This is a genomic window from Aeromonas sp. MR19 (genome assembly GCF_963899305.1).
In the GTDB taxonomy this organism is placed as follows: domain Bacteria; phylum Pseudomonadota; class Gammaproteobacteria; order Enterobacterales; family Aeromonadaceae; genus Aeromonas; species Aeromonas bestiarum.
In genome coordinates this window covers 1,170,210-1,191,460 of record NZ_CAWQWZ010000011.1, presented here as the reverse complement: position 1 = coordinate 1,191,460, position 21,251 = coordinate 1,170,210, and the positions used below count along the sequence as shown (strand labels likewise).

Here is a 21,251-nt window from a genome sequence, read left to right as displayed (position 1 = left end):
GCCCATGACGCGCTGGCTCTCCTGGCTGGCCGGTGGCGCCCTGCTGCTCTACCCGCTGGCGGTTTACTGGGGGCTGACCTGTGCCGGTCAGACCCCGCTGCTGCTTGGCCTGCTGGTCATCTTCTCGCTGCGGCTGCTGCCGGGTCTGCTCAAGGGCAGGGCCCGTCTCGGCCCCTTGCCCGAGTGGCTCTGGCTGGGCCGCCTGCTGGCCTGCATCGGGCTGGGGCTGACCCTGCTGTCGGCCCTGTTCAACGCCCGTCACTGGCTGCTCTACTACCCGCTGGCGGTGAGCCTGGCGCTGCTCTGCCTGTTTGGCTGGAGCCTGACCCGTCCCATGAGCCTGGTGGAGCGACTGGCCCGCTTGCAGGATCCCCGCCTGCCGGATGTCGCCATCGGCTACACCCGGCGGGTGACCCAGATCTGGTGCGGTTTCTTCGTGGTCAACGGCGCCCTGGCGGCCTTCACCATCTGGTACGGCGATCTGGCGCTCTGGAGCCTCTACAACGGCCTCATCAGCTACGGGTTGATGGGCGCTTTGATGGCGGGGGAGTATCTGGTACGCCGGCGACTGATGAAGAGGCTGGCCCCATGACCTTGCTGCAGACGCTCTGGCAGCGGGACGACGACCAGCTGGTGGCGTTCGGCCAAGGCGGCGAGGTGACCCTGGCCGAGCTGCGCCTTGGCAGCCTGCAACTGGCCAGGGCCATGGCCCGCCCCGGGCAGCCGCGCGCGCGCTGGGCACTCTGTTTCGATGACAGCCTGCTGTTTGCCCAGGCGCTGCTGGCCTGCGCCCTCGCCGGTCATCAGGCCATCCTGCCGGGCCATCAACGGCTGGCCGGGCTGCTGGCGCTGCGGGATCAGTTTGACGGCCTGCTCACAGATGGCGAGCTGCCAGCCGATGGGCTTGATGTGCCCCAGCTGCGGCTGCCGCTGGCCGACGCTCATGGCGAGCTGGATGCAGAGCACGCCAGCCGGCTTCCCGAACGTCTTGACCTGACCCTGTTCAGCTCGGGCTCCACCGGCGAGCCCAAGGCGATCCCCAAAGCCTGGCCCCAGCTGGAGGCCGAGCTGCGGGTGCAGATTGCGCTCTGGGGCCAGGCCCTGGCCGGTACCCGGGTGCTGGCCAGCGTCAGTCACCAGCACATCTATGGCCTGCTGTTTCGCATCCTGCTGCCGCTGGCCCTGGGTCGTCCGTTCGATCGCCGCAGCATCGACTATCCGGAGCAGCTGGCGGTGCAAACCGCTCCCTGGTGCCTGATCGCTTCCCCCGCGTTTCTGAGCCGGCTCGACCCGGCCATTCCCGCCGCGGGCTGCCATCTCATCGTCTCCTCCGGCGGGCCCCTGCAACCCGAGGATGCCCAGCAGGCCCGGGCCCTGCTCGGCCAGCTGCCGGTGGAGATCTTCGGCAGCAGCGAGACTGGCGGCATCGGCTGGCGCCAGCGCCAGCAGGCGCAGACCCCCTGGACCCCCTTGCCCGGGGTCGAGGTGCGGGTCGGCCCGGATCAGGGCCTGCTGCTGCGCTCCCCCTTTCTGGCAGAGGACGACTGGCTGGCCTGCGCGGATCGCATCCTGATGACGGGGGCCGGGTTCGAGCTGCTGGGACGCCAGGACAGGGTGATCAAGCTGGAGGAGAAGCGCATCTCCCTCGACGAGGTGGAGGCGCGCCTGCAAGCCCTGCCTGAGGTGGAGCAGGCCGCCGTGCTGCCTCTGCAGCAGGGCCAGCGTCAGATCCTCGGCGCCGTGCTGGTGCTGAGCGAATTGGGCGCCGCCCGCTGGGCCGAACTGGGTCAGGGCCGCTTCCTGCTGGCCCTGCGCCAGCAGCTGCGCCCCTGGCTCGAACCGGTCGCCCTGCCGCGCAGCCTGCGCCGGGTCGAGCGCATGCCCGTCAACGCCCAGGGCAAGCGCCCCTGGCCACAACTCAAGGAGCTGTTCGATGAGCCTCTCTGCTGACACGACGCCGATGAACTCGCTGCCGACAGTGCTGGGCTGCGAGACGCTGGCCGATGGCGTGCGCCTGCACCTGCGGCTCGATCCGGAGCTGCCCTGGTTTGCGGGCCACTTTCCCGGGGCGCCCCTGCTGCCAGGGGTCACCCAGATCCACTGGGTCATGCACTATGCCGCCAGCCGACTCAACCTGGAGTTGCCGTTTCACGGGCTGGATCAGCTCAAGTTTCAGCGCCCGCTGCGGCCGGGGGCCGAGTGCAGCCTGAGCCTGCAGTGGCAGCCACAAAAGGATCAGCTCGTTTTCAGCTATACGCTGGGGGATGAGCCGGCGAGCAGCGGACGGGTGCGCTTCATCCCATGACGCCCTGCATCCTGATCCCCTGTTACAACCACGCAGGTCTGCTGGCCGCCGTGCTGGATCGGCTGGCCGAATATGAGCTGCCCTGCCTGCTGATCGACGATGGCAGCGAACCCGTCGCCGCCGCGGCGCTGGATGCGCTGGCCGCCCGCCACCCCTGGGTCACCCTGCTGCGCCATTCGCACAACCAGGGCAAGGGCGGCGCCGTGATGACGGGGCTGCGCCACGCCCATGGCCTAGGTTTCAGCCACGCCCTGCAGGTGGATGCCGATGGTCAGCACGATCTGGCAGACATTCCGGCCCTGCTGGCCGAGGCGGGCAAGCACCCGGAGGCGCTTATCTCGGGGCGGCCTGTCTACGACGATTCCGTGCCCAAGGGGCGCCTCTATGGCCGCTACATCACCCATGTCTGGGTCTGGATCGAGACGTTGTCGTTTGCCATCAAGGACAGCATGTGCGGCTTTCGGGTCTATCCGCTGGCGGCCAGCTGCGCGCTGCTCGAACGGGTGGCACTCGGCAGGCGGATGGATTTTGACACCGAGGTGATGGTGCGCCTGCACTGGGCCGGGGTAGCGGTGCGTTTCGTGCCGACCCGTGTCATCTATCCCGCCGATGGCAGCTCCCATTTCCAGCTCTGGCGCGACAACCGCGATATTTCATGGATGCACACCCGGTTGGTGTGCCGCCTGTTGTGGGATCTGCTGTTGCGCCTGGCGAGCGGGCCCCGCCGCCTCGGCGCATGGGCGGCCCGGCTATGGCGCGAGCGCCGTACCCACTGGTCGCGCACGCCTGAGCGCGGCTCCCTGCTCGGCATGCAGATCATGCTGGCCAGCTACCGCCTGCTGGGGCGACGGGGCTTCTCCCTGCTGCTCTACCCCGTCATCGGCTACTTCTGGCTGACCGGCCGCACCCAGCGTCAGGCATCCCAAGCCTATCTGGCCCGGATCGAGACCTTTTCCCACGCTCAGGGCATACGGCTCCCCCCTGAGCCGAGATCGAGCTTTCGCCACTTCCTGCGCTTTGGCGAGGCGGCGCTCGACAAGCTGGCCGGCTGGCGCGGCGACATAGCCGAGGATCAGGTCGAGCTGGTGGGAAGGGAGCACTACGAGGCAGCCATCAGCAGTGGCAAGGGCTTGCTGCTGCTGGGTTCTCACCTCGGCGATCTCGAGCTGTGCCGGGCCCTTGGCAGTCGCCGGGGGGAGGTGCGCATCAATGCGCTGGTGTTCACCCGTCACGCGGCCCGTTTCAACGCCCTGCTCAAGCAGATCAACCCGGATTCACGGCTCAACCTCATCCAGGTGCAGGAGATGGGGGCTGATACCGCCATCTTGCTCAAGGAGAAGCTGGATCAGGGGGAGTGGGTGGTGATCGTCGGCGATCGCACCTCTGTGACCCGGGAGAAGCGGGTGGTCTGGGCCGAGTTTCTCGGCGCGCCGGCCCCCTTTCCCCTCGGTCCCTTTGCCCTGGCCAGCGTGCTGGGTTGCCCGGTTTACCTGATGTTCGGCCTCAAGGAGCAGGGGCGCTTTCGGGTGCATTTCGAGCCCTTTGCCGACAGCCTCAGTCTGCCGCGCCAGGGGCGACAACAGATACTCGCGTCCCGGGTGCAGGCCTATGCCGATCGCCTGCAGCATCACTGCCTGCGCGCCCCGCTGGACTGGTTCAACTTTTTTGATTTCTGGCAGCTGACCGATGAACAAGAGTGAGATGAAGTGCGTCACCTTTGGCGCCGAGCCGTTGACCATCGAAGATGTGGTGGCGCTGGCAGAGCGTCGTGCCCGCCCGGCATTGAACCGGGATCCCGCCTTCATGGCCCGCATCCAGCGGGGGGCCTATTTCCTCGACCGGCTGCTGGCCGAGGAGGGGGTCATCTATGGGGTGACCACAGGCTACGGGGATTCGGTGACCCGGCCGGTGCCCGCCGAGCTGGTGCCCGAGCTGCCGCTGCACCTGACCCGCTTCCACGGCTGCGGGCTGGGGGCGGATCTTGAGCTCGATGCCGGTCGCGCCGTGCTGGCGACCCGGCTCTGCTCCCTGGCGCAGGGGGTCTCCGGGGTCAGCCCGGGTTTGCTTGAGCGGCTTTGCTGGTTGCTGGAGCAGGATCTCATACCGCGTATACCGGAAGAGGGTTCCGTCGGCGCCAGCGGCGATCTGACGCCGCTCTCCTACGTCGCCGCCGTGCTGGTGGGGGAGCGCGAGCTCCATCACGATGGCGCGCTGCGCCCCGCCGCCGAGGTCTACCGGGAGCTGGGGGTCACCCCATTGACCCTGAGACCCAAGGAGGGGCTGGCACTGATGAACGGCACTTCCGTGATGACGGCGCTGGCCTGCCTCGCCTATGTCCGCGCCGACTACCTGATGCAACTGGCGACCCGGATCACGGCGCTGGTGAGCGTCGCCATGGGGGGCAACGCCTTCCACTTTGACGAGCGGCTGTTTGCCGCCAAGCCCCACCCCGGCATGCAGGGCATAGCGGCCTGGCTGAGGTCGGATCTGGTGGCAGGCGAGCTGCCGCGCCACAGCGACCGGCTGCAGGACAGATACTCATTGCGCTGCGCGCCCCACGTCATAGGGGTGGTGGCCGACAGCCTGCCCTGGTGGCGCCAGCTCATCGAAAACGAGCTCAACAGTGCCAACGACAACCCGCTGATCGACGGGGAGGGGGAGCACGTGATGCACGGTGGCCACTTCTACGGCGGCCATATCGCCATGGCGATGGACAGCATGAAGACGGCCATCGCCAATCTGGCCGACCTGCTGGATCGCCAGCTGGCCCAGCTGGTGGACACCAAGTTCAACGGCGGCCTGCCGAGCAACCTCTCGGGAGCGCCAGCCGGGCGGCAGATGATCAACCACGGCTTCAAGGCGGTGCAGATCGGCGTCTCGGCCTGGACCGCGGAGGCGCTCAAGCAGACCATGCCCGCCAGTGTCTTCTCCCGCTCCACCGAGTGCCACAACCAGGACAAAGTGAGCATGGGCACCATAGCGGCGCGCGATGCCCTGCGGGTGCTGACCCTGACCGAACAGGTCGGGGCCGCCTGTCTGCTGGCGGCGGTACAGGGGGTCGAGCTGCGCCTGGCCCAGCCCACGCTCTTCACCCGGCCGCTCAGCCCGGCCCTGGCCCATATGGTGCAGCAGGTGCGGGCCGAGTTTGCGCCTCTGCTGGAAGACAGGGCGCTGGAGCAGGAGCTCAGGGCGCTGATCGCCCGTCTCCGCCAGCGTCACTACCCCCTTTATGGGCCCAGCCAGGACTGAAACAAGGTCACTATTGATGAGACAACCCATGCAGAATGAACCCTGGCAAGTCAGTGCCGAAGTCGAGGTGACCATCCCCTTCCACGATGTGGATATGGTGGTTGTGTCGCTCTGGCGGGGGCACTACTTGTGAGAAAAACCATGCAGCAAGAACCCTGGCAGATCAGTGCCGAAGTGGAAGTGACCATTCCCTTCCACGACGTGGACATGATGGCGGTCGCCTGGCACGGCCACTACTTTCGCTACATAGAGCTGGCCCGCTGCGCCCTGCTCGACCTCATCGATTACAACTACCCGCAGATGGAGGCCTCCGGTTACCTCTGGCCCATCATAGACACCCGGATGAAGTACCTGGCACCGCTGCGCTTCGGCCAGCGGGTGCGGGTGCGCGCCACCCTGACCGAATACCAGAACCGCTTGAAGATCGACTACCTGCTGAGCGATGCCGCGAGCGGCGCCCGCACCAGCAAGGGCTACAGCATCCAGGTGGCGGTGAGCAAGGCGAGCGGCGAGATGTGCCTGGCCTCGCCCCAGGTGCTGCTGGACAAGCTGGGGGTGAGCCAATGAGCTGTCTTCTGAACCGGCTGATGGTCGGACTGGCCCTGCTGCTGGCGTTGCCGCTGCAGGCGGCCCCCCTGAGCCGTGACCAGGTGCAGCAGTTGCTGACCCTGAGTCCGGTCAGACAGGCCCATTTCGAGCAGGAGAAACAGGTGGCGGGGCTTAGCCAGCCGCTCAGGGCCTCCGGCGAGCTGCTGCTGGTGCGCGATCTGGGTCTCTGGTGGCAGCAGCAGAAGCCTTTTGCCCTGACCCTGACCCTGACGCCGCAACGCATGGTGCAGCAGGTGGCGGGTCAGCCCGCCACCGTCATCGACAGTCCGCAACTGCTCGAATTCAGCCAGATGCTGCTGGCGCTGTTCGGCTCGGACGAGGCGACCCTGAGCCGCTACTTCAAGATCGATTTTCAGAGCACGGAGGCGGGTTGGCAGTTGCTGCTGGTGCCAACCCTGACGCCGCTGGACAAGGTGTTCGCCAGCCTCACCCTGAGCGGGCAAGGGCAGCTGGATCAGCTCATCATCGCCGACAAGCAGGGTGACAGCACCCGCATCCGTTTCAGCGCCTGGCAGGAGCGAAGCCTGCCACTGACCCCTGAGGAGCAGGCCCGCTTTGCTGCCCACTAGACCCGTATCGCGCCCTGCTACTGCCCGTGGTCTGGCCGGGAGAACCGACTTTGCTGCAATCTGAAACCGCCTGGCGCCGCTTCTCATACCTCTGGCTGCTGCTCAGCCTGCTTGCGGTGGCGCTGCTTGGCTGGCAGCTCTCCCAGAGCCGCATCAACACCAGCCTGATGGATCTGCTGCCCCACGAGGAGCGATCCACGCTGGATCCGGCCCTGCGGGGTGGCCTGCTGCGCCAGATCGACAAGCAGCTGGTCTGGATGCTGAGCCTGCCGGCGGGACAGGATGGTCGCCCCGCGGCGCAGGCGTGGGCAAAGACCCTGAAGGCCCTGCCCGAACTCGGCGCTGTGCGCGGTGCCCAGCCGGAGCTGGCCCCCGCCTGGCAAGGCTTCATCCATGACTACGCCTGGCAGCGTCTCGACGAGGGCAGCCGGGCCAGGTTGGCCGCCGGCACCGAGGCCTGGAGCCAGTGGGTGCTCGGCCAGATCTACAGCCCTTTCGGCGGTGTCTCCCGCGCCGAGTGGCAGGCAGATCCCCTGCTGCTGACCCGCGCCGGCGTGCAGGGTCAGATGACGAGCACACTGCGCCTCGATCATGACTGGTTGATGAGTCAGGACGAGACGGGGCGGCAGTGGTTTCTGCTGCGAGCCGAGCTGGATCTGTCGGCTTTCGATCTCGCTCGCAATACCGAGCTGCTGAACCGGCTCAACGAGGCGGAGCAGAGCCTCAAGGCCGAGTTTCCGGGACTGGAGCTGCTGCGCCGCGGCACCCTCTTCTACAGCCAGCATGCCAGTGATCTGGCCCAGGAGGACATCTCCACCATAGGGCTGGGCTCCACGGTCGGGGTCTTGCTGCTGATGTGGCTGGCGTTTCGCTCGTTGCGGGCGCTCTGGATCTCCCTGCTGCCCATCGCCATCGGCCTCGTCTGGGGGGTGCTGGCCGTGCTGCTCTGGTTTGGCGAGGTGCACATGTTCACCCTGGTGATCAGCTCCAGCCTGGTCGGCATCATAGATTACGGGATCCACTTTCTGACCGAGCGGCGCCTGCATGGGTTGCAGGAGAGCCCTCACCAGACCCGCGCCCGTTTGCTGCCAAGCCTCTCGATGGCGCTGTTCGCCACCCTGGTCGGCTATGGCCTGCTCTGGCTTGCCCCCTTCCCCGGCCTGCAGCAGATGGCGCTGTGCGCCCTGGTGGGTCTGACGGCCTCGTTTATTACCGTGCTCTGCCTGTTCCCGCTCTGGCTCGGTGCCTTGCCCCAGCGGGAGGCGCGCATCCTGGTGCCGATGGCGCTCTGGCTCAGGTGGTGGCGGGAACGGCGTGTCTTGCGCTGGGGCGTGCCGCTGCTCTGCCTGGCGCTGATAGTGGCGGGATTGAGCCGGCTGGAGGTGGATGACGACATAGCTCACCTGCAACCCCTGCCCACCGAGCTGCAGGCGCAGGAGCGGCAGATCCAGCGCCTCACCGGCCAGCAGGGCGGCATGACGGGCTTCCTGGTGACGGCGGCAGATGGCGAGACGGCATTGCAGCGCCTCGAGGCCCTTGGTCACAAGCTGGCGCAGGCCAAGGCGCAGGGTCAGTTGACGGACTTTGTGCCACTGACGCAATGGCTGCCGTCTCTGGCACGGCAGCGGGCGGATCATGCAGCCCTCACTCGCCTGCTGCCCGACGTGGTGGCGCGGCTCAATCAGGCTGGCGTGCCGGTCAAGGCCGAGCCCAGACCCTGGCAGCCATTGCTGCCGGCGCAGTGGCTGGCCAGCCCGGTCAGCGAGGGCAGTCGACTGCTCTGGCATCAGCTGCCAGATGGCCGGGTCGCGCTCTGGCTGCCGGTCAACGGGGTGACGGATGTTGCCGCCGTGGCAGAACTGGCACAGGGGCAGGAGGGGGTCTTCTGGCAGGATCCTCGCAACCAGTGGAGCCAGCTGTTTGCTCACTACCGCATCAAGCTGACCGAACTGCTGCTGCTGGCGATCGCCCTGGTGGGGGTGCTGCTGTGGGTCCGGTTCGGCTGGCGCAAGAGCGCGCGGATCCTGCTGGTCAGCGGCTTTTCGTTGGGGGCCGGTCTGGCCCTGCTGGCCGCCTGCGGGCAGCCGCTCACCCTGTTCGGGGTGCTGGCCATGAGCCTCATCTTCGGCATCGGTATCGACTACAGCCTCTTCTTTGCCTACTGCGGCCGGGATCTCCTGCGTCAACGCTCGACTCAGTTCGCCATCCTGCTGGCCAACCTGACCACCCAGTTGTCATTCGGTTTATTGGCGCTGAGCCACACCTCTGCCATCGCGGGCTTCGGTCTGGTGCTGAGTGGCGGTATCTTTACTGCCTTCCTGTTGTCACCTCTGGTGCTGGATAAACAGGGATTGGACAAGCCGGTATTCAGCCCGCCAGTGCGGGATGACCGGGAGCCGGAGCAACCATGAGATCAGTGTTCGCATTATTCATCCTCCTGCTGGGTGGCTGCAGCAGCCAGCCGGCCCCCACCGCCTATCTCGACAAGAGCAGCGTCATGACGCTGCCGGTTCCCGTGCTTGCCACCCCCTTCTATCGCCAGCAGTTGCTGACGGCCACTGTGGGTGAGAGTTCCCATCAGCTGATGACTGTGCTGGAGGCCGATGGCAGTCAGTTGACCCTGGTCGGCCTGACCCCGAGCGGGGTGCGGCTGTTTCGGGTGCGTTACGATCAGCAGGGCATAGCGACCCAGCAGCTGAGCCCGCTGCTCGCTACCGGCATGCCGCCCGTGACCCAGGTGCTGGCGGACGTCATGCTCTGCTACTGGCCGCTGGCCAGCTGGCAGCCGCAGCTGCCGCCGGGCTGGACGTTGCGGGACGAAGGGCTGACGCGCCGGCTGCGTGCCCCCGATGGCGCCCTGGTCACCGAGATCGGGTACCAGGACAAGGGCGGCGTGCGGGAGCCGGTCAGCCTGCAACAGCATGTGTTTCACTACCGTCTGCAGCTGGAGACTCTGAGCCAATGAGTTGTTATATCGCGGCCTACGGCCTCATTTCGGCATTGGGGGAGGGCAGGGATGCCAGCGCCGGGGCCCTGCTGGCCTGGCAGGCAGAGGGGATTACGCCGCTCACGCGCCACAACCAGACCTTGCTGGATGGTCGGCTGACTCCGGTGGGGCGGGTCGAGGGCGCGCTGCCCGAGATACCGGCGGCGCTGGCCCCTTATGCCTCGCGCAACAACCGCCTGCTGCTGGCGGCGCTGGCCCAGATCCGCCCAGCACTGGACAAGGTGCTGACGGAGTTTGGCCCCGCGCGGGTAGGCCTGGTGCTCGGCACCAGCACAGCCGGGATCGGCGAGGCCGAGCTGGCGATCGCCGCCGCCCGGCGGGGGGAGGCGATTCCCCCGGCCTTTGACTATCGCCAGCAGGAGCTGGGCTCGCCGTCCGAATTTCTGGTTCGCCACCTCGGCCTGACCGGGCCGGCCTGGACCATCTCCACCGCCTGCTCCTCCAGCGCCCGCGCCTTCATCAGCGGTCAGCGGATGCTGGCGGCCGGACTGGTGGACGCCGTACTGGTTGGCGGTGCCGACAGCCTGTGCGGGCTGACCCTCAACGGTTTTGACAGCCTGGAGTCCCTGAGCGGCACCCTCTGCCAGCCCTTCGACAACGGCCGGCAGGGGATCAACATAGGCGAGGGGGCCGCGCTGTTTCTGCTGAGCCGCACGCCTGCGCCGCTGGCGCTGCTGGGGGCGGGCGAGTCGTCCGATGCCTGGCATATCTCGGCTCCTCATCCGGAGGGCGTGGGTGCCGAGGCGGCCATGCAGATGGCGCTGGCCCGGGCGGGCGTGACGCCGGAACAGGTGGGTTACATCAACCTGCACGGCACCGCCACCCGCCTCAATGACGCCATGGAGAGCCAGGCCGTGCATCGCCTGTTCGGCGACAAGGTGCCCTGCAGTTCCACCAAGCCGCTCACCGGCCATACCCTGGGCGCCGCTGGTGCCATCGAGGCCGCGCTCGCCTGCCTGCTGCTGGAGCGGGCCCTGCCGTTGCCGCCCCAGCGGGTGACGACGGCTGATCCGGCGCTGGCCCCCATCCGGCTGGTGAGTGGCGCCACTCGGCTTGCGGCGCCCCGGGTCCTCTCCAACTCCTTTGCCTTCGGTGGCAACAATGTCAGCCTGCTGTTTGGACTATCACCCTCATGAATGAGCTCGTACCGCTGCCCGCCATCGACACTCTCTTGCCCCATCAGGCCCCCATGCTGCTGCTGGACAGGCTCTGCGCCGTGGATGCGAGCCGGGTGTGCTGCGAGACCCGGGTCGGCGCCCGGCATGCCTTGCTGCTCGATGGCGAGGGCTCGTTGCCCGCCTGGGTCGGCATAGAGCTGATGGCCCAGACCATAGCCGCCTGGGCCGGCATGCAGGGGCGATTGCGCGGCGAGCCGGTGCGCATCGGCATGCTGCTCGGCACCCGCAAATACCGCTGCCAGCCCACCCGCTTTGCGGCGGGGGCCCTGCTCACCATTGAGGCCAGCTGCCTGTTGCAAGACGGCGGCATGGCCAGTTTCGATTGCCGGATCCTGCAAGATGGGCAGGAGTGCGCCACCGCGCGCCTCTCGACCTATCAGCCCGCACCCGGCGAATTATCCGATTTGTTAGCTAAGGACGTTTCATGATCTCTAGCGTATTGGTCACGGGCGCCAGCAAGGGGATAGGCCGCGCCATCGCCCTCAAGCTGGCCGCCGACGGTTTTCTCGTCGTGGTGCACTACCACGGCGACCGCGCCGGTGGCGAGGCTACCCTGGCGAGCCTGCAAGCCGCCGGGGGACAGGGGCGCCTGATCCAGTTCGACATCGCCGATCGCCAAGGCTGCCGCGAGCGGCTGGAAGCCGACATGGCCGAACACGGCGCCTATTACGGTGTGGTCTGCAACGCCGGCATCATACGTGACGGCGCCTTCCCCGCGCTCACCGACGAGGATTGGGACGGGGTGCTGCACACCAATCTGGACGGCTTCTACAACCTGCTCAAGCCCTGCATCATGCCGATGATAGGCCTGCGCCGGGGCGGCCGCATAGTGACCATCTCCTCGGTTTCCGGCCTGATGGGCAACCGTGGTCAGGTCAACTACAGCGCCGCCAAGGCGGGCATCATGGGGGCCACCAAGGCGCTGGCGCTGGAGCTGGCCAAGCGCAAGATCACGGTGAACTGCGTGGCGCCCGGCCTCATCGACACCGGCATGGTGGATGAAGAGGTGCAGGCGGAGGCGATGAAGCTGATCCCGCTCAAGCGCATGGGACAGGCCGACGAGGTGGCCGGCCTGGTCTCCTACCTGATGTCGGACATCGCCGGCTATGTCACGCGCCAGGTCATCTCCATCAACGGGGGCATGGTATGACGCGAATGCGATGGGTCTCTTGCCTGATGTCGGTTCAACATGGCGCTGTCTCTGTGGCACGCCAGCTTATCTCTGTGAATGGCGGTATGGTATGAAGCGGGTAGTAGTAACCGGCATGGCCGGGGTGACGGCGTTCGGTCAGGACTGGCCGAGCGTGCGGGCAAAGTTGCAGGCGGGGCGCAATGCGGTAGTGACCATGCCTGAGTGGGCCATCTACGAGGGACTCAATACCCGGTTGGCGGCGCCCATTGCCGATTTTGTGCTGCCCGCCCGCTATCCGCGCAAGAAGACGCGGGCCATGGGGCGGGTCTCCCAGTTGGCGACCGTGGCCAGCGAGTTGGCGCTGGCGCGGGCTGGGCTTATCGACCACCCGGTGCTGACCGACGGTCGCACCGGCATCGCCTATGGCTCCTCCACCGGCAGCACGGATCCCATCCGCGCCTTCGGGGTCATGCTCAACGACAAGAGTACCGCCAGCATCACGGCCACCACCTATGTGCAGATGATGCCGCACACGGCGGCGGTCAACACCGGCCTCTTCTTCGGCCTGCGCGGGCGGGTGATCCCCACCTCCAGCGCCTGCACCTCCGGCAGCCAGGGGATTGGCTACGCCTACGAGTCCATCAAGCACGGCTATCAGACCCTGATGGTGGCCGGCGGGGCTGAGGAGCTCTGCCCGTCTGAGGCCGTGGTGTTCGATACCCTGTTTGCCACCAGCCAGATGAACGACAACCCAGAGCTGGCGCCGCGGCCGTTCGATCGGCAGCGGGACGGGCTGGTGATTGGCGAGGGGGCGGGCACCCTGGTGCTGGAGGAGCTGGAACATGCGCAGGCGCGCGGGGCCACCATCATCGCCGAGCTGGTGGGGTTTGCCACCAACTGCGATGCCGCCCATGTGACCCAGCCCCAGCAGGAGACCATGCAGCTGTGCATGGAGATGGCGCTGGCCCAGGCCGGGCTCGAGGCCGCCGACATCGGCTACATCAGCGCCCACGGCACGGCCACCGAGCGCGGCGACATAGCCGAGAGCCACGCCACCGCCGCCATCTTTGGCGACAAGACCCCCATATCGTCGCTCAAGAGCTTCTTCGGCCATACCCTGGGCGCCTGCGGTGCCATCGAGGCCTGGTTGTCGCTGGAGATGATGCAGGAGGGCTGGTTTGCCCCCACCATCAACCTGACCGAGCCGGATCCGGCCTGCGCCCCGCTGGATCATGTGGTGGGCAATGGTCGCGCGCTGACGGTGGAGTACCTGATGTCCAACAACTTCGCCTTCGGCGGCATCAACACCTCCCTCATCTTCAAGCGCTGGCCCTGAGGCCGTGCGCCTTGCCTGCGGGCAGGGCGCCGGTACAGCCTGGGTTTAGCCTTGATGAATTAATATGCCTCCCATTTTTCGGGAGGCATAATGTCTGCTCCATCTGCTGTTTTTTCTGCTCGACCCAAGCTGCGCTGCGGCTTCAATGCGCTCTTGCTGTCCACCCTTTTATTGGCGCTGCCCGCACCTGCCATGGCCGATGATGAATTTCGACTGGGCAGCACAATGCTGCTCGGTGTCGGCGATCATGCCGCCGTTATTCCCATCATCGTCTGCCGACCGGCCAAGTCCATCATGCTCAAGGCGGGACGGGAATTGACCCTGGACAGGGTCAAGGTGTTTTACGGCAATGATCGCAGCAAGACCCTCAATTTCGACAAGGATCTGAAAGAGGATCAGGAGTCCGGCTGGAAATCCCTCGGCAGCCGGCTCTGCATCAAGCGGATCGAGGTCTATGGCAATTCGGAGGGGAGCAAGGCAGGGGTCAAGGTATACGGCCGCAAATAAATACCGCAAATAAGAGATGGACGGGGAGCCCCCCGCCCACTCAGGGCCTATTTCTTGGGGCGAAACGGCTTGATGACGGCTTCATCGCATTCGAGATAGGGCCCTTCCATCAGATCGATGCAGTAGGGGATGGCAGGGAAGACGGCATCCAGGCACTCGCGGATGGACTTGGGCTTGCCCGGCAGGTTGACGATGAGGGAGCTGCCGCGCAGGCCTGCGGTCTGGCGCGACAAAATGGCGGTCGGCACGAACTTGAGAGATTCGGCCCGCATCAGCTCGCCAAAGCCCGGCATCATGCGATCGCACACCGCTTCCGTGGCCTCTGGGGTCACATCCCGCTTGGCCGGGCCTGTGCCGCCCGTGGTGACGATGAGGCTGCACTGCTCCTGGTCCGCCAGCCGGATCAGGGTCGCCTCGATCTGATCCTGTTCATCCGGGATCACCTGATAGATGGGTTCCCACTCTGAGGTCAAATATGTGTTCAGCGTGTCTATGATGGCCTTGCCGGAGAGGTCTTCGTAGATGCCTGCACTGGCGCGATCGCTGACGGTGACGATGCCGATTCTTGCCTTGCTCATGGTCTGCTCTTGGTTGCCTGGAATAAGTGGAAAATAAAATAACATAATCAGTGGGATATGTTAAACGAGGTCAGGGGTTGGCGAGGCTGGAGCACAAGATTGAGTGTCGAATGAAAAACAATCTTGCCGATGCCCTTTCAATAAGACATAAGGCTCCGGCATTGCCGTCCTAAAAATGTATAAACGAATGCAGTCGCCATATTGGTGATTAATTGGTTGATCCATAACGAATAAGAAAATAGGTCCCCGAACGGCGGTCATTTTTTGGCGCAGTCAGCCTCGAAAGGCCGTGGTATGGATTGAACCTGGAGGGCAATCGTCTTATATAACTCATTATACGGTTGGTTGAATCTTGTGCTGATCGTTGTTGTTTGAGTATCACTATGCAGCGGCTGGCCGCGGGAGGGCATATGGAGTTGCCTGATTTTGATACCTTGAGGCGACTGGCGGTGGCGGAGCCGGAGCGGCTCGACGAGTTGCTGCGCCAGCAGATAGAGGGGTTGATCGACCGGGTCAGTCCGGAGCAGCAGCAGCGATTGCGCGGCCTGCAGTTTCGTATCGACTGTCAGCGTCAATTGGCCAAGAACAACATGGATAGCTGTATTCGTATTGCGGCCATGATGCACGACTCCTTTTATTCCATGCGCAGCGAGATGATCCAGCTCAATGCCAATCTCTATGCCGACCAGGCCCCCGTCTACAGAGAAAATAATGTGGTTTCTTTCTTCGATTATTATCGCAAGAAGAAATAAATATCCTCTTGATGGAATGGCTGAATAATATCCCGCATTATATATTTGTCATCGGGTGAGGTCCGCTTGCCGACGTTAATTTATCTGGGGTGATTTGTAATCTATTTGATGTATTTTCGTGGCGTTCGCTGTTTTATTAAAAATTGATTATTGCCGTGATCGGTGTGGATGTATGGCGCCGACAGTTAGGCTAATATGGCGATACTTTAATTTTGCTACGACTCGAAGGGATTATGAGAAGTATCACACCAAGACGGGTGCTGTCGCGGGAGCAGCAGACAGAGATCACCCGTATCATCGTCAAGGTGGGCCAGATGCTGGCCCAGTTCGGGGCCGAGAGTCGCATCATAGAGCAGACCACGGTCCGGCTCGGCATGGCGCTGGGGCTGGAGAGCGTCGAGATGGCCATCTCCTCCAGCGCCATAGTGCTCACCAGCCTCTATCAGGGCAGTTGTGTCACCACCACCCGCCGGGTGCGGGAACACGGCATCAACATGCAGGTGGTGTGCGAGATCCAGCGTATCTGCATCATGGCGGAGAAGGAGCTGATCGGTGCGCGCGAGGTGCGTCAGCGGCTCGACGGCATAGTGCCGTTTCATTACCACCCCTGGTTGGTGGTGCCCATGGTGGGGCTCTCCTGCGGCGCCTTCAGCCTGCTGTTTGGCGGCGACTGGCCCATCTTCCTGGTGACCTGCCTCTCTTCTGCCGTGGCGATGCGAGTGCGCCAGCTGATCGCCCGCCATCACCACAGCCCGCTCATCAACTTTGCCGCGACCGGCTTCATCGCCACTCTGCTCTCCTCCAGTGCCACCTTCTTCAACTGGGGCGCCCAACCCTATCTCGCCATGGCCGCCAGCGTGCTCTTGCTGGTGCCGGGCTTCCCGCTCATCAATGCGGTCTCCGACATGGTGAAGGGTTACTTCAACATGGGGCTGGCTCGCTGGGGCACCGCAACTCTGCTGACCATCAGCGCGGCGATAGGGATTATTCTCGCCATGTCGGTGACCGGTATCTGGGGGTGGAAAGTATGATGGTTGTTGACTCTGCATTGACCCAAGAGGATCTGGCCATCAGTGCACGGATCAATACCGGCATTATTCTCGCCATGTCGGTGACCGGTATCTGGGGGTGGAAGGTATGATGGATCTTGTCTGGTTGCTGGCCAAGGATGCCTTCTGGTCCTCCATTCCGGCGGTAGGGTTTGCCATGCTGTTCAACGTGCCGCCGCGCATGTTGAAGTACTGCGCCATGGGCGGTGCCCTGGCTCACAGCCTGCGAACCCTGCTCATTCATTACGGCATGCCCATCGAGTGGGCTACCCTGGCGGCGGCGACCACGGTCGGCTTTGTCTGCGTCTACTGGTCGCGCCGATTGCTGGCGCCGCGTCCCGTGTTCAGCGTCGCCTCCATCATCCCCATGATCCCGGGCAGCTATGCGTTCAAGGCGATGATCGCCGTGGTGGAGCTCAACATCTCCGGGGTGACCATGGATCTTATCCAGAGTGCGGTGGAGAACGGCCTCAAGGCACTCTTCATCGTGGGGGCCCTCAGTTTCGGTTTGGCGATCCCCTCCCTGGTCGTGTACCGTAACCGGCCCATTATTTGACAGACGGTGTGAGAGGCTGACCCCATGAAGATTTCCATGATTGCCGCCATGGCGCACGATCGCGTGATAGGCCTGGATAACCAGATGCCCTGGCACCTGCCGGCGGATCTGGCCCACTTCAAGCGGGTGACCCTGGGCAAGCCGGTGTTGATGGGGCGCAAGACCTTCGAATCCATAGGTCGGCCGCTGCCTGGGCGGCGCAATCTGGTGATCAGCCGCAACCCAGATTACCAGGCCGACGGGGTGGAGGTGGTCGATTCGGTTGAGGCTGCGCTGGCGCTGCTGGCCGACGGTCAGGCGGTAGACGAGCTGATGGTGATAGGTGGCGGTCATCTCTATGGCCAACTGCTGCCACGGGCCGACAGCCTCTATCTGACCCGAATCGATCTGGCGGTGGCAGGGGATACCCGTTTCCCCGCCTTCGAGGAGGACGAGTGGCATTGCGTTGAGCGCGAACCCCATGAGCCCGACGAGAAGAACCCCCATCCCTACTGCTTCGAAACCTGGCAGCGGCGTTGAAGCGCATTGAATAACCGTTGAAGCTGAAAGCCCCTCGTGCTGCACAGGGGCTTTTTTCTTGCAACAAAGGGCAGGTCCGGCAGGCAGGGCCTGTGACATTGCTGCGTTCAACCCCCTCCTATATCCCCTCGTTTTTGCCTGCATATCATTCGGGCTGTAAGGATTTCTCCTGCCCTGCAGCCTGTTCGGGATCTTGCCCGGTGGCATCCCCCGGTCTGCCTGATTTTCCCCTCTTATTGGCCTGTCAAAACAGAACTATGATTAGTTATCTAATCAAATAATTCATGCTGGTATGGCCTATGCTTGTCGATTTATGGCTTTTTCTTGTCAAAAATAAACGATATAAATCAATGTGTTATGTTTTAATTGTTTTGTGAGGACTCTTATGGTTCTTTTGTTTTTCATGAAAACTGCTTAGTGTAGAAAGTAATTGGTTCGCGTTCGGCAGGTTAACTACCAAGATGTCGACCATGAAAAAAGGACAGTATGACAGTCAAACTCGAAGTGAAATCACTCTATAAAATCTTCGGAGAACAGCCGGAAAAGGCGTTCAAATTGCTGGCGAAAGGGCACGACCGCGCCAGCATTCTGCAGAAGACCGGGCAGACCCTGGGTGTGCATGGGGTCGATCTGGCCATCCACGAGGGAGAGATCTTCGTGGTGATGGGCTTGTCCGGTTCGGGCAAATCCACCCTGGTGCGCCTCTTCAACCGGCTGATCGAACCGACCCGTGGTCAGGTGCTGATCGACGGTGAGGACATTGCCGCCATCTCGGACAGTGAACTGCGCCAGGTGCGGCGCAAGAAGATCAGCATGGTGTTCCAATCCTTCGCCCTCATGCCTCATCTGACCGTGCTGGAAAATACCGCCTTCGGCCTGGAGCTGGCCGGGGTGCCGCTTCTCGAACGCCAGGAAAGTGCCCGTCAGGCACTCAATCAGGTGGGCCTGGGCCAGTGGATGGACGCCTTCCCCGATGCTCTATCCGGTGGCATGAAGCAGCGGGTCGGATTGGCCCGCGCGCTGGCCAATGACCCCGATATCCTGCTGATGGACGAGGCCTTCTCCGCGCTGGATCCGCTGATCCGCACCGAGATGCAGGATGAGCTGCTCAAGCTGCAGGCCAGCCATCAGCGCACCATAGTCTTCATCTCTCACGATCTGGACGAGGCGATGCGCATCGGCGATCGCATCGCCATCATGCAGGATGGTCAGGTGATCCAGGTCGGGACCCCCGACGAGATCCTGAGCCAGCCCGCCAACGACTATGTACGTGCCTTCTTTCGCGGTGTGGATCTGGCCAACGTGTTCAGTGCCCGCGATATCGTCAGTCGCAAGCAGATGCCGCTCATCAAGAAGCACACCACGGACGGGCCGGGCAACGCCCTGCGTCAGCTCAAGGATCAGGAGCGGGAGTTTGGTTACGTGGTGGATCGCAGCCGTCGCTTCCTCGGCGTCGTCTCGGTCGAGTCGCTCGGTCAGGCGGTGCAAAACAAGGGAAGCCTGGAGCAGGCCTTGCTGGCCGATATCCAGCCCATCCAGGCCGACACCTCTCTCAACGAACTCATCAGTCAGGTGGCCGCAGCGCCCTGTCAGGTGCCCGTGGTCGAGCAAGATGGCACCTATCTGGGGCTCATTTCCAAGGCCAACTTGCTGAACACCCTGGACAGGAGTACCCCGGTATGAATATCAAACTCTTTCATCGTCTGCTGACCGGCTTGCTGGCGCTGCTGTTATTGGCGAGCGCCCCCGCCCGGGCCGATGAGGCGCAGGCCGATCCCTGGGGCGCCGCGGCCGCCACGACTGTGGCCACGGATCCCTGGGGCAGTACCGAAACCCAGGCCGCCGACTGGCAGAGCCAGATTGAAGCGGCGGATACTTCCGCGGCCGTCGACTGGCTGGATCCCTTCCAGCAGGCGCTGGTACCGCTGGATGTCTGGGTCGAGGGCGGCATCGGCTGGCTGGTCGAGAACCTGCGTCCCCTGTTCCAGCTGATCCGGGCGCCGGTAGAGGTCACCCTCAACGGCATGACCCATCTGCTGCAGACGATGCCATCCACCCTGATGATAGGGATGCTGACCCTGATCGCCTGGCAGCTGGTCAACGGTCGCATGGCGATCGGAACCCTGCTTTCTCTCGTCGGGATCGGCCTCATAGGTGCCTGGTCCGATGCCATGGTGACCCTGTCGCTGGTGCTGACCTCGCTCTTCTTCTGCATCCTGATCGGCTTGCCGGTCGGTATTCTGCTGGCCCGCAGCGAGCGGCTCTCCACCTGGACCCGGCCGCTGCTGGATGCCATGCAGACCACCCCGGCCTTCGTCTATCTCATTCCCATCGTCATGCTGTTCGGCATCGGCAACGTGCCCGGGGTGGTGGTGACCGTCATCTTCGCCCTGCCGCCCATGATCCGGCTTACCATGCTGGGGATCCGCCAGGTGCCTGCGGATCTGGTGGAGGCGGCCCATTCGTTTGGCGCCAGCCCCTCCCAGCTGCTGTTCAAGGTACAACTGCCGCTCGCCATGCCCACCATCATGGCCGGGGTCAACCAGACCCTGATGCTGGCGCTCTCCATGGTGGTGATCGCCTCCATGATAGCGGTCGGTGGTCTGGGCCAGATGGTGCTGCGCGGCATAGGTCGCCTCGACATGGGGCTCGCCTCCATCGGCGGCCTCGGCATAGTGCTGCTGGCCATAGTGCTCGACCGTCTGACCCAGGCCATGGGACAGCGGGATCGCAGCCACACAGGCCGCTGGTATCAACATGGTCCCGTGGCCCTGCTGATGCGCCTGCGCGGTCGCCGTAACGTTATTGATTACAAAGGAGTAAACGCATGAGACTCATTACTAAGACCTTGAGCGCCCTGGTGCTGAACTCCCTGTTGCTGAGTTCGGTCGCCATGGCCAGCACCGAACTGCCGGGGGAGGGGATCCGCGTTCAACCCTTGCAGAGCTCCTTGCCGGAAGAGACCTTCCAGACCCTGCTGGTCAGCAAGCTGATGGATCGCCTGGGCTATGACGTCCAGGCGGTGCAGGAGGTGGATTACAACGTGGCCTACGCCTCGGTGGCGCAGGGCGATGGCACCTTCCTGGCCTTTAACTGGATCCCGCTGCAGGACAACAAGTACGAACAGGCTGGCGGCGACAAGGTGTTCTTCCGCCAGGGCACCTATGTATCGGGCGCTGCCCAGGGTTACCTCATCGACAAGGAGACCGCCACCCAGTACGGCATCACCAACCTGGGTCAGCTCAAGGATCCCAAGCTGGCGGCGCTGTTTGACGGCGATGGCGACGGCAAGGCCGATCTGGTGGGCTGCAACCCGGGCTGGGGTTGTGAAGAGGCCATCAACCATCATCTGGACGAGTTCGGCCTGACCCCGACCATCACCCACAAGCAGGGCAACTACGCGGCCCTGATCGCCGATACCCGGGCCCGTTACCAGAGTGGCAAGCCGGTGCTCTACTACACCTGGACCCCCTACTGGCTGAGCAGTGAGCTGGTGCCGGGACGGGACGTGGTGTGGCTGGAAGTGCCTGCCGGTGCCAAGGATGCCGCTCAGACCCGCCTGCCCAACGGCAAGGATTACGGCTTTCCGGTCAACACCATGCACATAGTGGCCAACAAGGCGTTCACCGAGGCCAACCCGGCGGCGGCCAAGCTGTTCAGCATCGTCAAGCTGCCGCTGAACGACATCAACATCCAGAACGGGTTGATGAACAAGGGCCAGAACAAACCGGCGGATATTGAGCGCCACGCCGAGGCCTGGCTCAAGGGCCATGAGGCCCTGGTCAACGACTGGCTGACCCAGGCGCGCGCCGCCGTGCAATAAGCGGACGGCGTGCAGGGCGCACTTCCCTGCGCACCTCAGCAATAAAAAACGCCCGGCAGTTGCCGGGCGTTTTTTATTGTCA

At 64.1% G+C, this 21,251-nt stretch carries 22 protein-coding genes; 21 read left to right on the top strand and 1 reads right to left on the bottom strand.

Going from position 1 to position 21,251, the window contains the following annotated elements; translation table 11 throughout:
• The first annotated feature begins 4 nt into the window (after positions 1-4).
• The 14 genes from AACQ95_RS11170 to AACQ95_RS11100 all read left to right on the top strand — a co-directional run bounded on the left by AACQ95_RS11170 (position 5) and on the right by AACQ95_RS11100 (position 13,892).
• On the top strand, positions 5-592 hold the full coding sequence (locus AACQ95_RS11170) for a hypothetical protein (RefSeq protein ID WP_241278610.1): 588 nt from the start codon (positions 5-7) through the stop codon (positions 590-592).
• Positions 589-1,950 carry an AMP-binding protein gene (locus tag AACQ95_RS11165; protein ID WP_241278609.1) on the top strand — a complete coding sequence of 454 codons (1,362 nt, stop codon included), beginning with the start codon at positions 589-591 and terminating at the stop codon, positions 1,948-1,950. The genes AACQ95_RS11170 and AACQ95_RS11165 overlap by 4 nt, the downstream gene beginning before the upstream one ends.
• Positions 1,934-2,305, top strand: a complete 372-nt coding sequence (locus tag AACQ95_RS11160; RefSeq protein ID WP_241278608.1) for an ApeI family dehydratase — start codon at positions 1,934-1,936, stop codon at positions 2,303-2,305. Before AACQ95_RS11165 ends, AACQ95_RS11160 begins: the two co-directional genes overlap by 17 nt.
• Positions 2,302-4,005 (top strand): glycosyltransferase family 2 protein, encoded by a 1,704-nt coding sequence (locus AACQ95_RS11155; RefSeq protein WP_241278607.1) that lies wholly within the window; start codon positions 2,302-2,304, stop codon positions 4,003-4,005. Before AACQ95_RS11160 ends, AACQ95_RS11155 begins: the two co-directional genes overlap by 4 nt.
• On the top strand, positions 3,992-5,554 hold the full coding sequence (locus AACQ95_RS11150; protein WP_241278606.1) for an HAL/PAL/TAL family ammonia-lyase: 1,563 nt from the start codon (positions 3,992-3,994) through the stop codon (positions 5,552-5,554). Before AACQ95_RS11155 ends, AACQ95_RS11150 begins: the two co-directional genes overlap by 14 nt.
• Before the next feature lie 141 nt (positions 5,555-5,695).
• Positions 5,696-6,121, top strand: coding sequence for an acyl-CoA thioesterase (locus AACQ95_RS11140; protein ID WP_241278605.1), 426 nt, complete (start codon positions 5,696-5,698; stop codon positions 6,119-6,121).
• On the top strand, positions 6,118-6,732 hold the full coding sequence (locus tag AACQ95_RS11135; protein WP_241278604.1) for an outer membrane lipoprotein carrier protein LolA: 615 nt from the start codon (positions 6,118-6,120) through the stop codon (positions 6,730-6,732). Before AACQ95_RS11140 ends, AACQ95_RS11135 begins: the two co-directional genes overlap by 4 nt.
• 50 nt (positions 6,733-6,782) lie before the next feature.
• Positions 6,783-9,143, top strand: a complete 2,361-nt coding sequence (locus AACQ95_RS11130; protein ID WP_241278603.1) for an MMPL family transporter — start codon at positions 6,783-6,785, stop codon at positions 9,141-9,143.
• Positions 9,140-9,697, top strand: a complete 558-nt coding sequence (locus tag AACQ95_RS11125; protein WP_241278602.1) for a DUF3261 domain-containing protein — start codon at positions 9,140-9,142, stop codon at positions 9,695-9,697. Before AACQ95_RS11130 ends, AACQ95_RS11125 begins: the two co-directional genes overlap by 4 nt.
• The gene (locus AACQ95_RS11120) at positions 9,694-10,875 is read left to right on the top strand and encodes a beta-ketoacyl-[acyl-carrier-protein] synthase family protein (protein WP_241278601.1); all 1,182 of its coding nucleotides are present in this window, start codon (positions 9,694-9,696) and stop codon (positions 10,873-10,875) included. The genes AACQ95_RS11125 and AACQ95_RS11120 overlap by 4 nt, the downstream gene beginning before the upstream one ends.
• Entirely contained in the window at positions 10,872-11,345 is a 474-nt protein-coding gene (locus AACQ95_RS11115) for an ApeP family dehydratase (protein ID WP_043140047.1), read from the top strand. Before AACQ95_RS11120 ends, AACQ95_RS11115 begins: the two co-directional genes overlap by 4 nt.
• Positions 11,342-12,067 carry a 3-ketoacyl-ACP reductase FabG2 gene (locus AACQ95_RS11110; RefSeq protein ID WP_043140049.1) on the top strand — a complete coding sequence of 242 codons (726 nt, stop codon included), beginning with the start codon at positions 11,342-11,344 and terminating at the stop codon, positions 12,065-12,067. Before AACQ95_RS11115 ends, AACQ95_RS11110 begins: the two co-directional genes overlap by 4 nt.
• 91 nt (positions 12,068-12,158) lie before the next feature.
• Positions 12,159-13,385, top strand: coding sequence for a beta-ketoacyl-ACP synthase (locus tag AACQ95_RS11105; RefSeq protein ID WP_241278600.1), 1,227 nt, complete (start codon positions 12,159-12,161; stop codon positions 13,383-13,385).
• 192 nt (positions 13,386-13,577) lie between these two features.
• Positions 13,578-13,892: a DUF2541 family protein gene (locus AACQ95_RS11100; protein ID WP_339357894.1), complete on the top strand. Its 315-nt coding sequence runs from the start codon at positions 13,578-13,580 to the stop codon at positions 13,890-13,892.
• 47 nt (positions 13,893-13,939) lie between these two features.
• On the opposite strand, the gene mog is transcribed toward AACQ95_RS11100, so the two are convergent.
• On the bottom strand, positions 13,940-14,470 hold the full coding sequence (gene mog / locus AACQ95_RS11095; RefSeq protein ID WP_241278598.1) for a molybdopterin adenylyltransferase: 531 nt from the start codon (positions 14,468-14,470) through the stop codon (positions 13,940-13,942).
• Between the two features lie 410 nt (positions 14,471-14,880).
• On the opposite strand from mog, the gene AACQ95_RS11090 reads away from it, so the two are divergent.
• From AACQ95_RS11090 to proX, 7 genes are all read left to right on the top strand, one after another.
• Positions 14,881-15,222 (top strand): DUF3135 domain-containing protein, encoded by a 342-nt coding sequence (locus tag AACQ95_RS11090; RefSeq protein ID WP_043140058.1) that lies wholly within the window; start codon positions 14,881-14,883, stop codon positions 15,220-15,222.
• Between the two features lie 233 nt (positions 15,223-15,455).
• A complete protein-coding gene (locus AACQ95_RS11085) occupies positions 15,456-16,253 on the top strand; it encodes a threonine/serine exporter family protein (RefSeq protein ID WP_052159096.1) in 798 nt (265 codons plus the stop codon).
• A gap of 106 nt (positions 16,254-16,359) precedes the next feature.
• A complete protein-coding gene (locus tag AACQ95_RS11080; protein WP_042866694.1) occupies positions 16,360-16,827 on the top strand; it encodes a threonine/serine exporter family protein in 468 nt (155 codons plus the stop codon).
• A 24-nt stretch (positions 16,828-16,851) separates the two neighbouring features.
• Entirely contained in the window at positions 16,852-17,346 is a 495-nt protein-coding gene (gene folA, locus AACQ95_RS11075; protein ID WP_043556198.1) for a type 3 dihydrofolate reductase, read from the top strand.
• Positions 17,347-17,832: 486 nt separating this feature from the next.
• Positions 17,833-19,029 carry a glycine betaine/L-proline ABC transporter ATP-binding protein ProV gene (gene proV / locus AACQ95_RS11070; RefSeq protein WP_043556197.1) on the top strand — a complete coding sequence of 399 codons (1,197 nt, stop codon included), beginning with the start codon at positions 17,833-17,835 and terminating at the stop codon, positions 19,027-19,029.
• A complete protein-coding gene (gene proW, locus AACQ95_RS11065) occupies positions 19,026-20,177 on the top strand; it encodes a glycine betaine/L-proline ABC transporter permease ProW (RefSeq protein ID WP_241278597.1) in 1,152 nt (383 codons plus the stop codon). Before proV ends, proW begins: the two co-directional genes overlap by 4 nt.
• Complete coding sequence (gene proX / locus AACQ95_RS11060; RefSeq protein WP_241278596.1) at positions 20,174-21,169, top strand: glycine betaine/L-proline ABC transporter substrate-binding protein ProX; 996 nt, start codon at positions 20,174-20,176, stop codon at positions 21,167-21,169. The genes proW and proX overlap by 4 nt, the downstream gene beginning before the upstream one ends.
• The last annotated feature ends 82 nt before the right edge of the window (positions 21,170-21,251 follow it).

What these genes read in the sequence shown, in the direction of transcription:
- AACQ95_RS11170 (WP_241278610.1), top strand. Translation starts at nt 5, where the DNA reads ATGACGCGCTGGCTCTCCTGGCTGGCCGGTGGCGCCCTGCTGCTCTAC.
- AACQ95_RS11165 (WP_241278609.1), top strand. Translation starts at nt 589, where the DNA reads ATGACCTTGCTGCAGACGCTCTGGCAGCGGGACGACGACCAGCTGGTG.
- AACQ95_RS11160 (WP_241278608.1), top strand. Translation starts at nt 1,934, where the DNA reads ATGAGCCTCTCTGCTGACACGACGCCGATGAACTCGCTGCCGACAGTG.
- AACQ95_RS11155 (WP_241278607.1), top strand. Translation starts at nt 2,302, where the DNA reads ATGACGCCCTGCATCCTGATCCCCTGTTACAACCACGCAGGTCTGCTG.
- AACQ95_RS11150 (WP_241278606.1), top strand. Translation starts at nt 3,992, where the DNA reads ATGAACAAGAGTGAGATGAAGTGCGTCACCTTTGGCGCCGAGCCGTTG.
- AACQ95_RS11140 (WP_241278605.1), top strand. Translation starts at nt 5,696, where the DNA reads ATGCAGCAAGAACCCTGGCAGATCAGTGCCGAAGTGGAAGTGACCATT.
- AACQ95_RS11135 (WP_241278604.1), top strand. Translation starts at nt 6,118, where the DNA reads ATGAGCTGTCTTCTGAACCGGCTGATGGTCGGACTGGCCCTGCTGCTG.
- AACQ95_RS11125 (WP_241278602.1), top strand. Translation starts at nt 9,140, where the DNA reads ATGAGATCAGTGTTCGCATTATTCATCCTCCTGCTGGGTGGCTGCAGC.
- AACQ95_RS11120 (WP_241278601.1), top strand. Translation starts at nt 9,694, where the DNA reads ATGAGTTGTTATATCGCGGCCTACGGCCTCATTTCGGCATTGGGGGAG.
- AACQ95_RS11115 (WP_043140047.1), top strand. Translation starts at nt 10,872, where the DNA reads ATGAATGAGCTCGTACCGCTGCCCGCCATCGACACTCTCTTGCCCCAT.
- AACQ95_RS11110 (WP_043140049.1), top strand. Translation starts at nt 11,342, where the DNA reads ATGATCTCTAGCGTATTGGTCACGGGCGCCAGCAAGGGGATAGGCCGC.
- AACQ95_RS11105 (WP_241278600.1), top strand. Translation starts at nt 12,159, where the DNA reads ATGAAGCGGGTAGTAGTAACCGGCATGGCCGGGGTGACGGCGTTCGGT.
- AACQ95_RS11100 (WP_339357894.1), top strand. Translation starts at nt 13,578, where the DNA reads ATGGCCGATGATGAATTTCGACTGGGCAGCACAATGCTGCTCGGTGTC.
- mog (WP_241278598.1), bottom strand. Translation starts at nt 14,470, where the DNA reads ATGAGCAAGGCAAGAATCGGCATCGTCACCGTCAGCGATCGCGCCAGT.
- AACQ95_RS11090 (WP_043140058.1), top strand. Translation starts at nt 14,881, where the DNA reads ATGGAGTTGCCTGATTTTGATACCTTGAGGCGACTGGCGGTGGCGGAG.
- AACQ95_RS11085 (WP_052159096.1), top strand. Translation starts at nt 15,456, where the DNA reads ATGAGAAGTATCACACCAAGACGGGTGCTGTCGCGGGAGCAGCAGACA.
- AACQ95_RS11080 (WP_042866694.1), top strand. Translation starts at nt 16,360, where the DNA reads ATGATGGATCTTGTCTGGTTGCTGGCCAAGGATGCCTTCTGGTCCTCC.
- folA (WP_043556198.1), top strand. Translation starts at nt 16,852, where the DNA reads ATGAAGATTTCCATGATTGCCGCCATGGCGCACGATCGCGTGATAGGC.
- proV (WP_043556197.1), top strand. Translation starts at nt 17,833, where the DNA reads ATGACAGTCAAACTCGAAGTGAAATCACTCTATAAAATCTTCGGAGAA.
- proW (WP_241278597.1), top strand. Translation starts at nt 19,026, where the DNA reads ATGAATATCAAACTCTTTCATCGTCTGCTGACCGGCTTGCTGGCGCTG.
- proX (WP_241278596.1), top strand. Translation starts at nt 20,174, where the DNA reads ATGAGACTCATTACTAAGACCTTGAGCGCCCTGGTGCTGAACTCCCTG.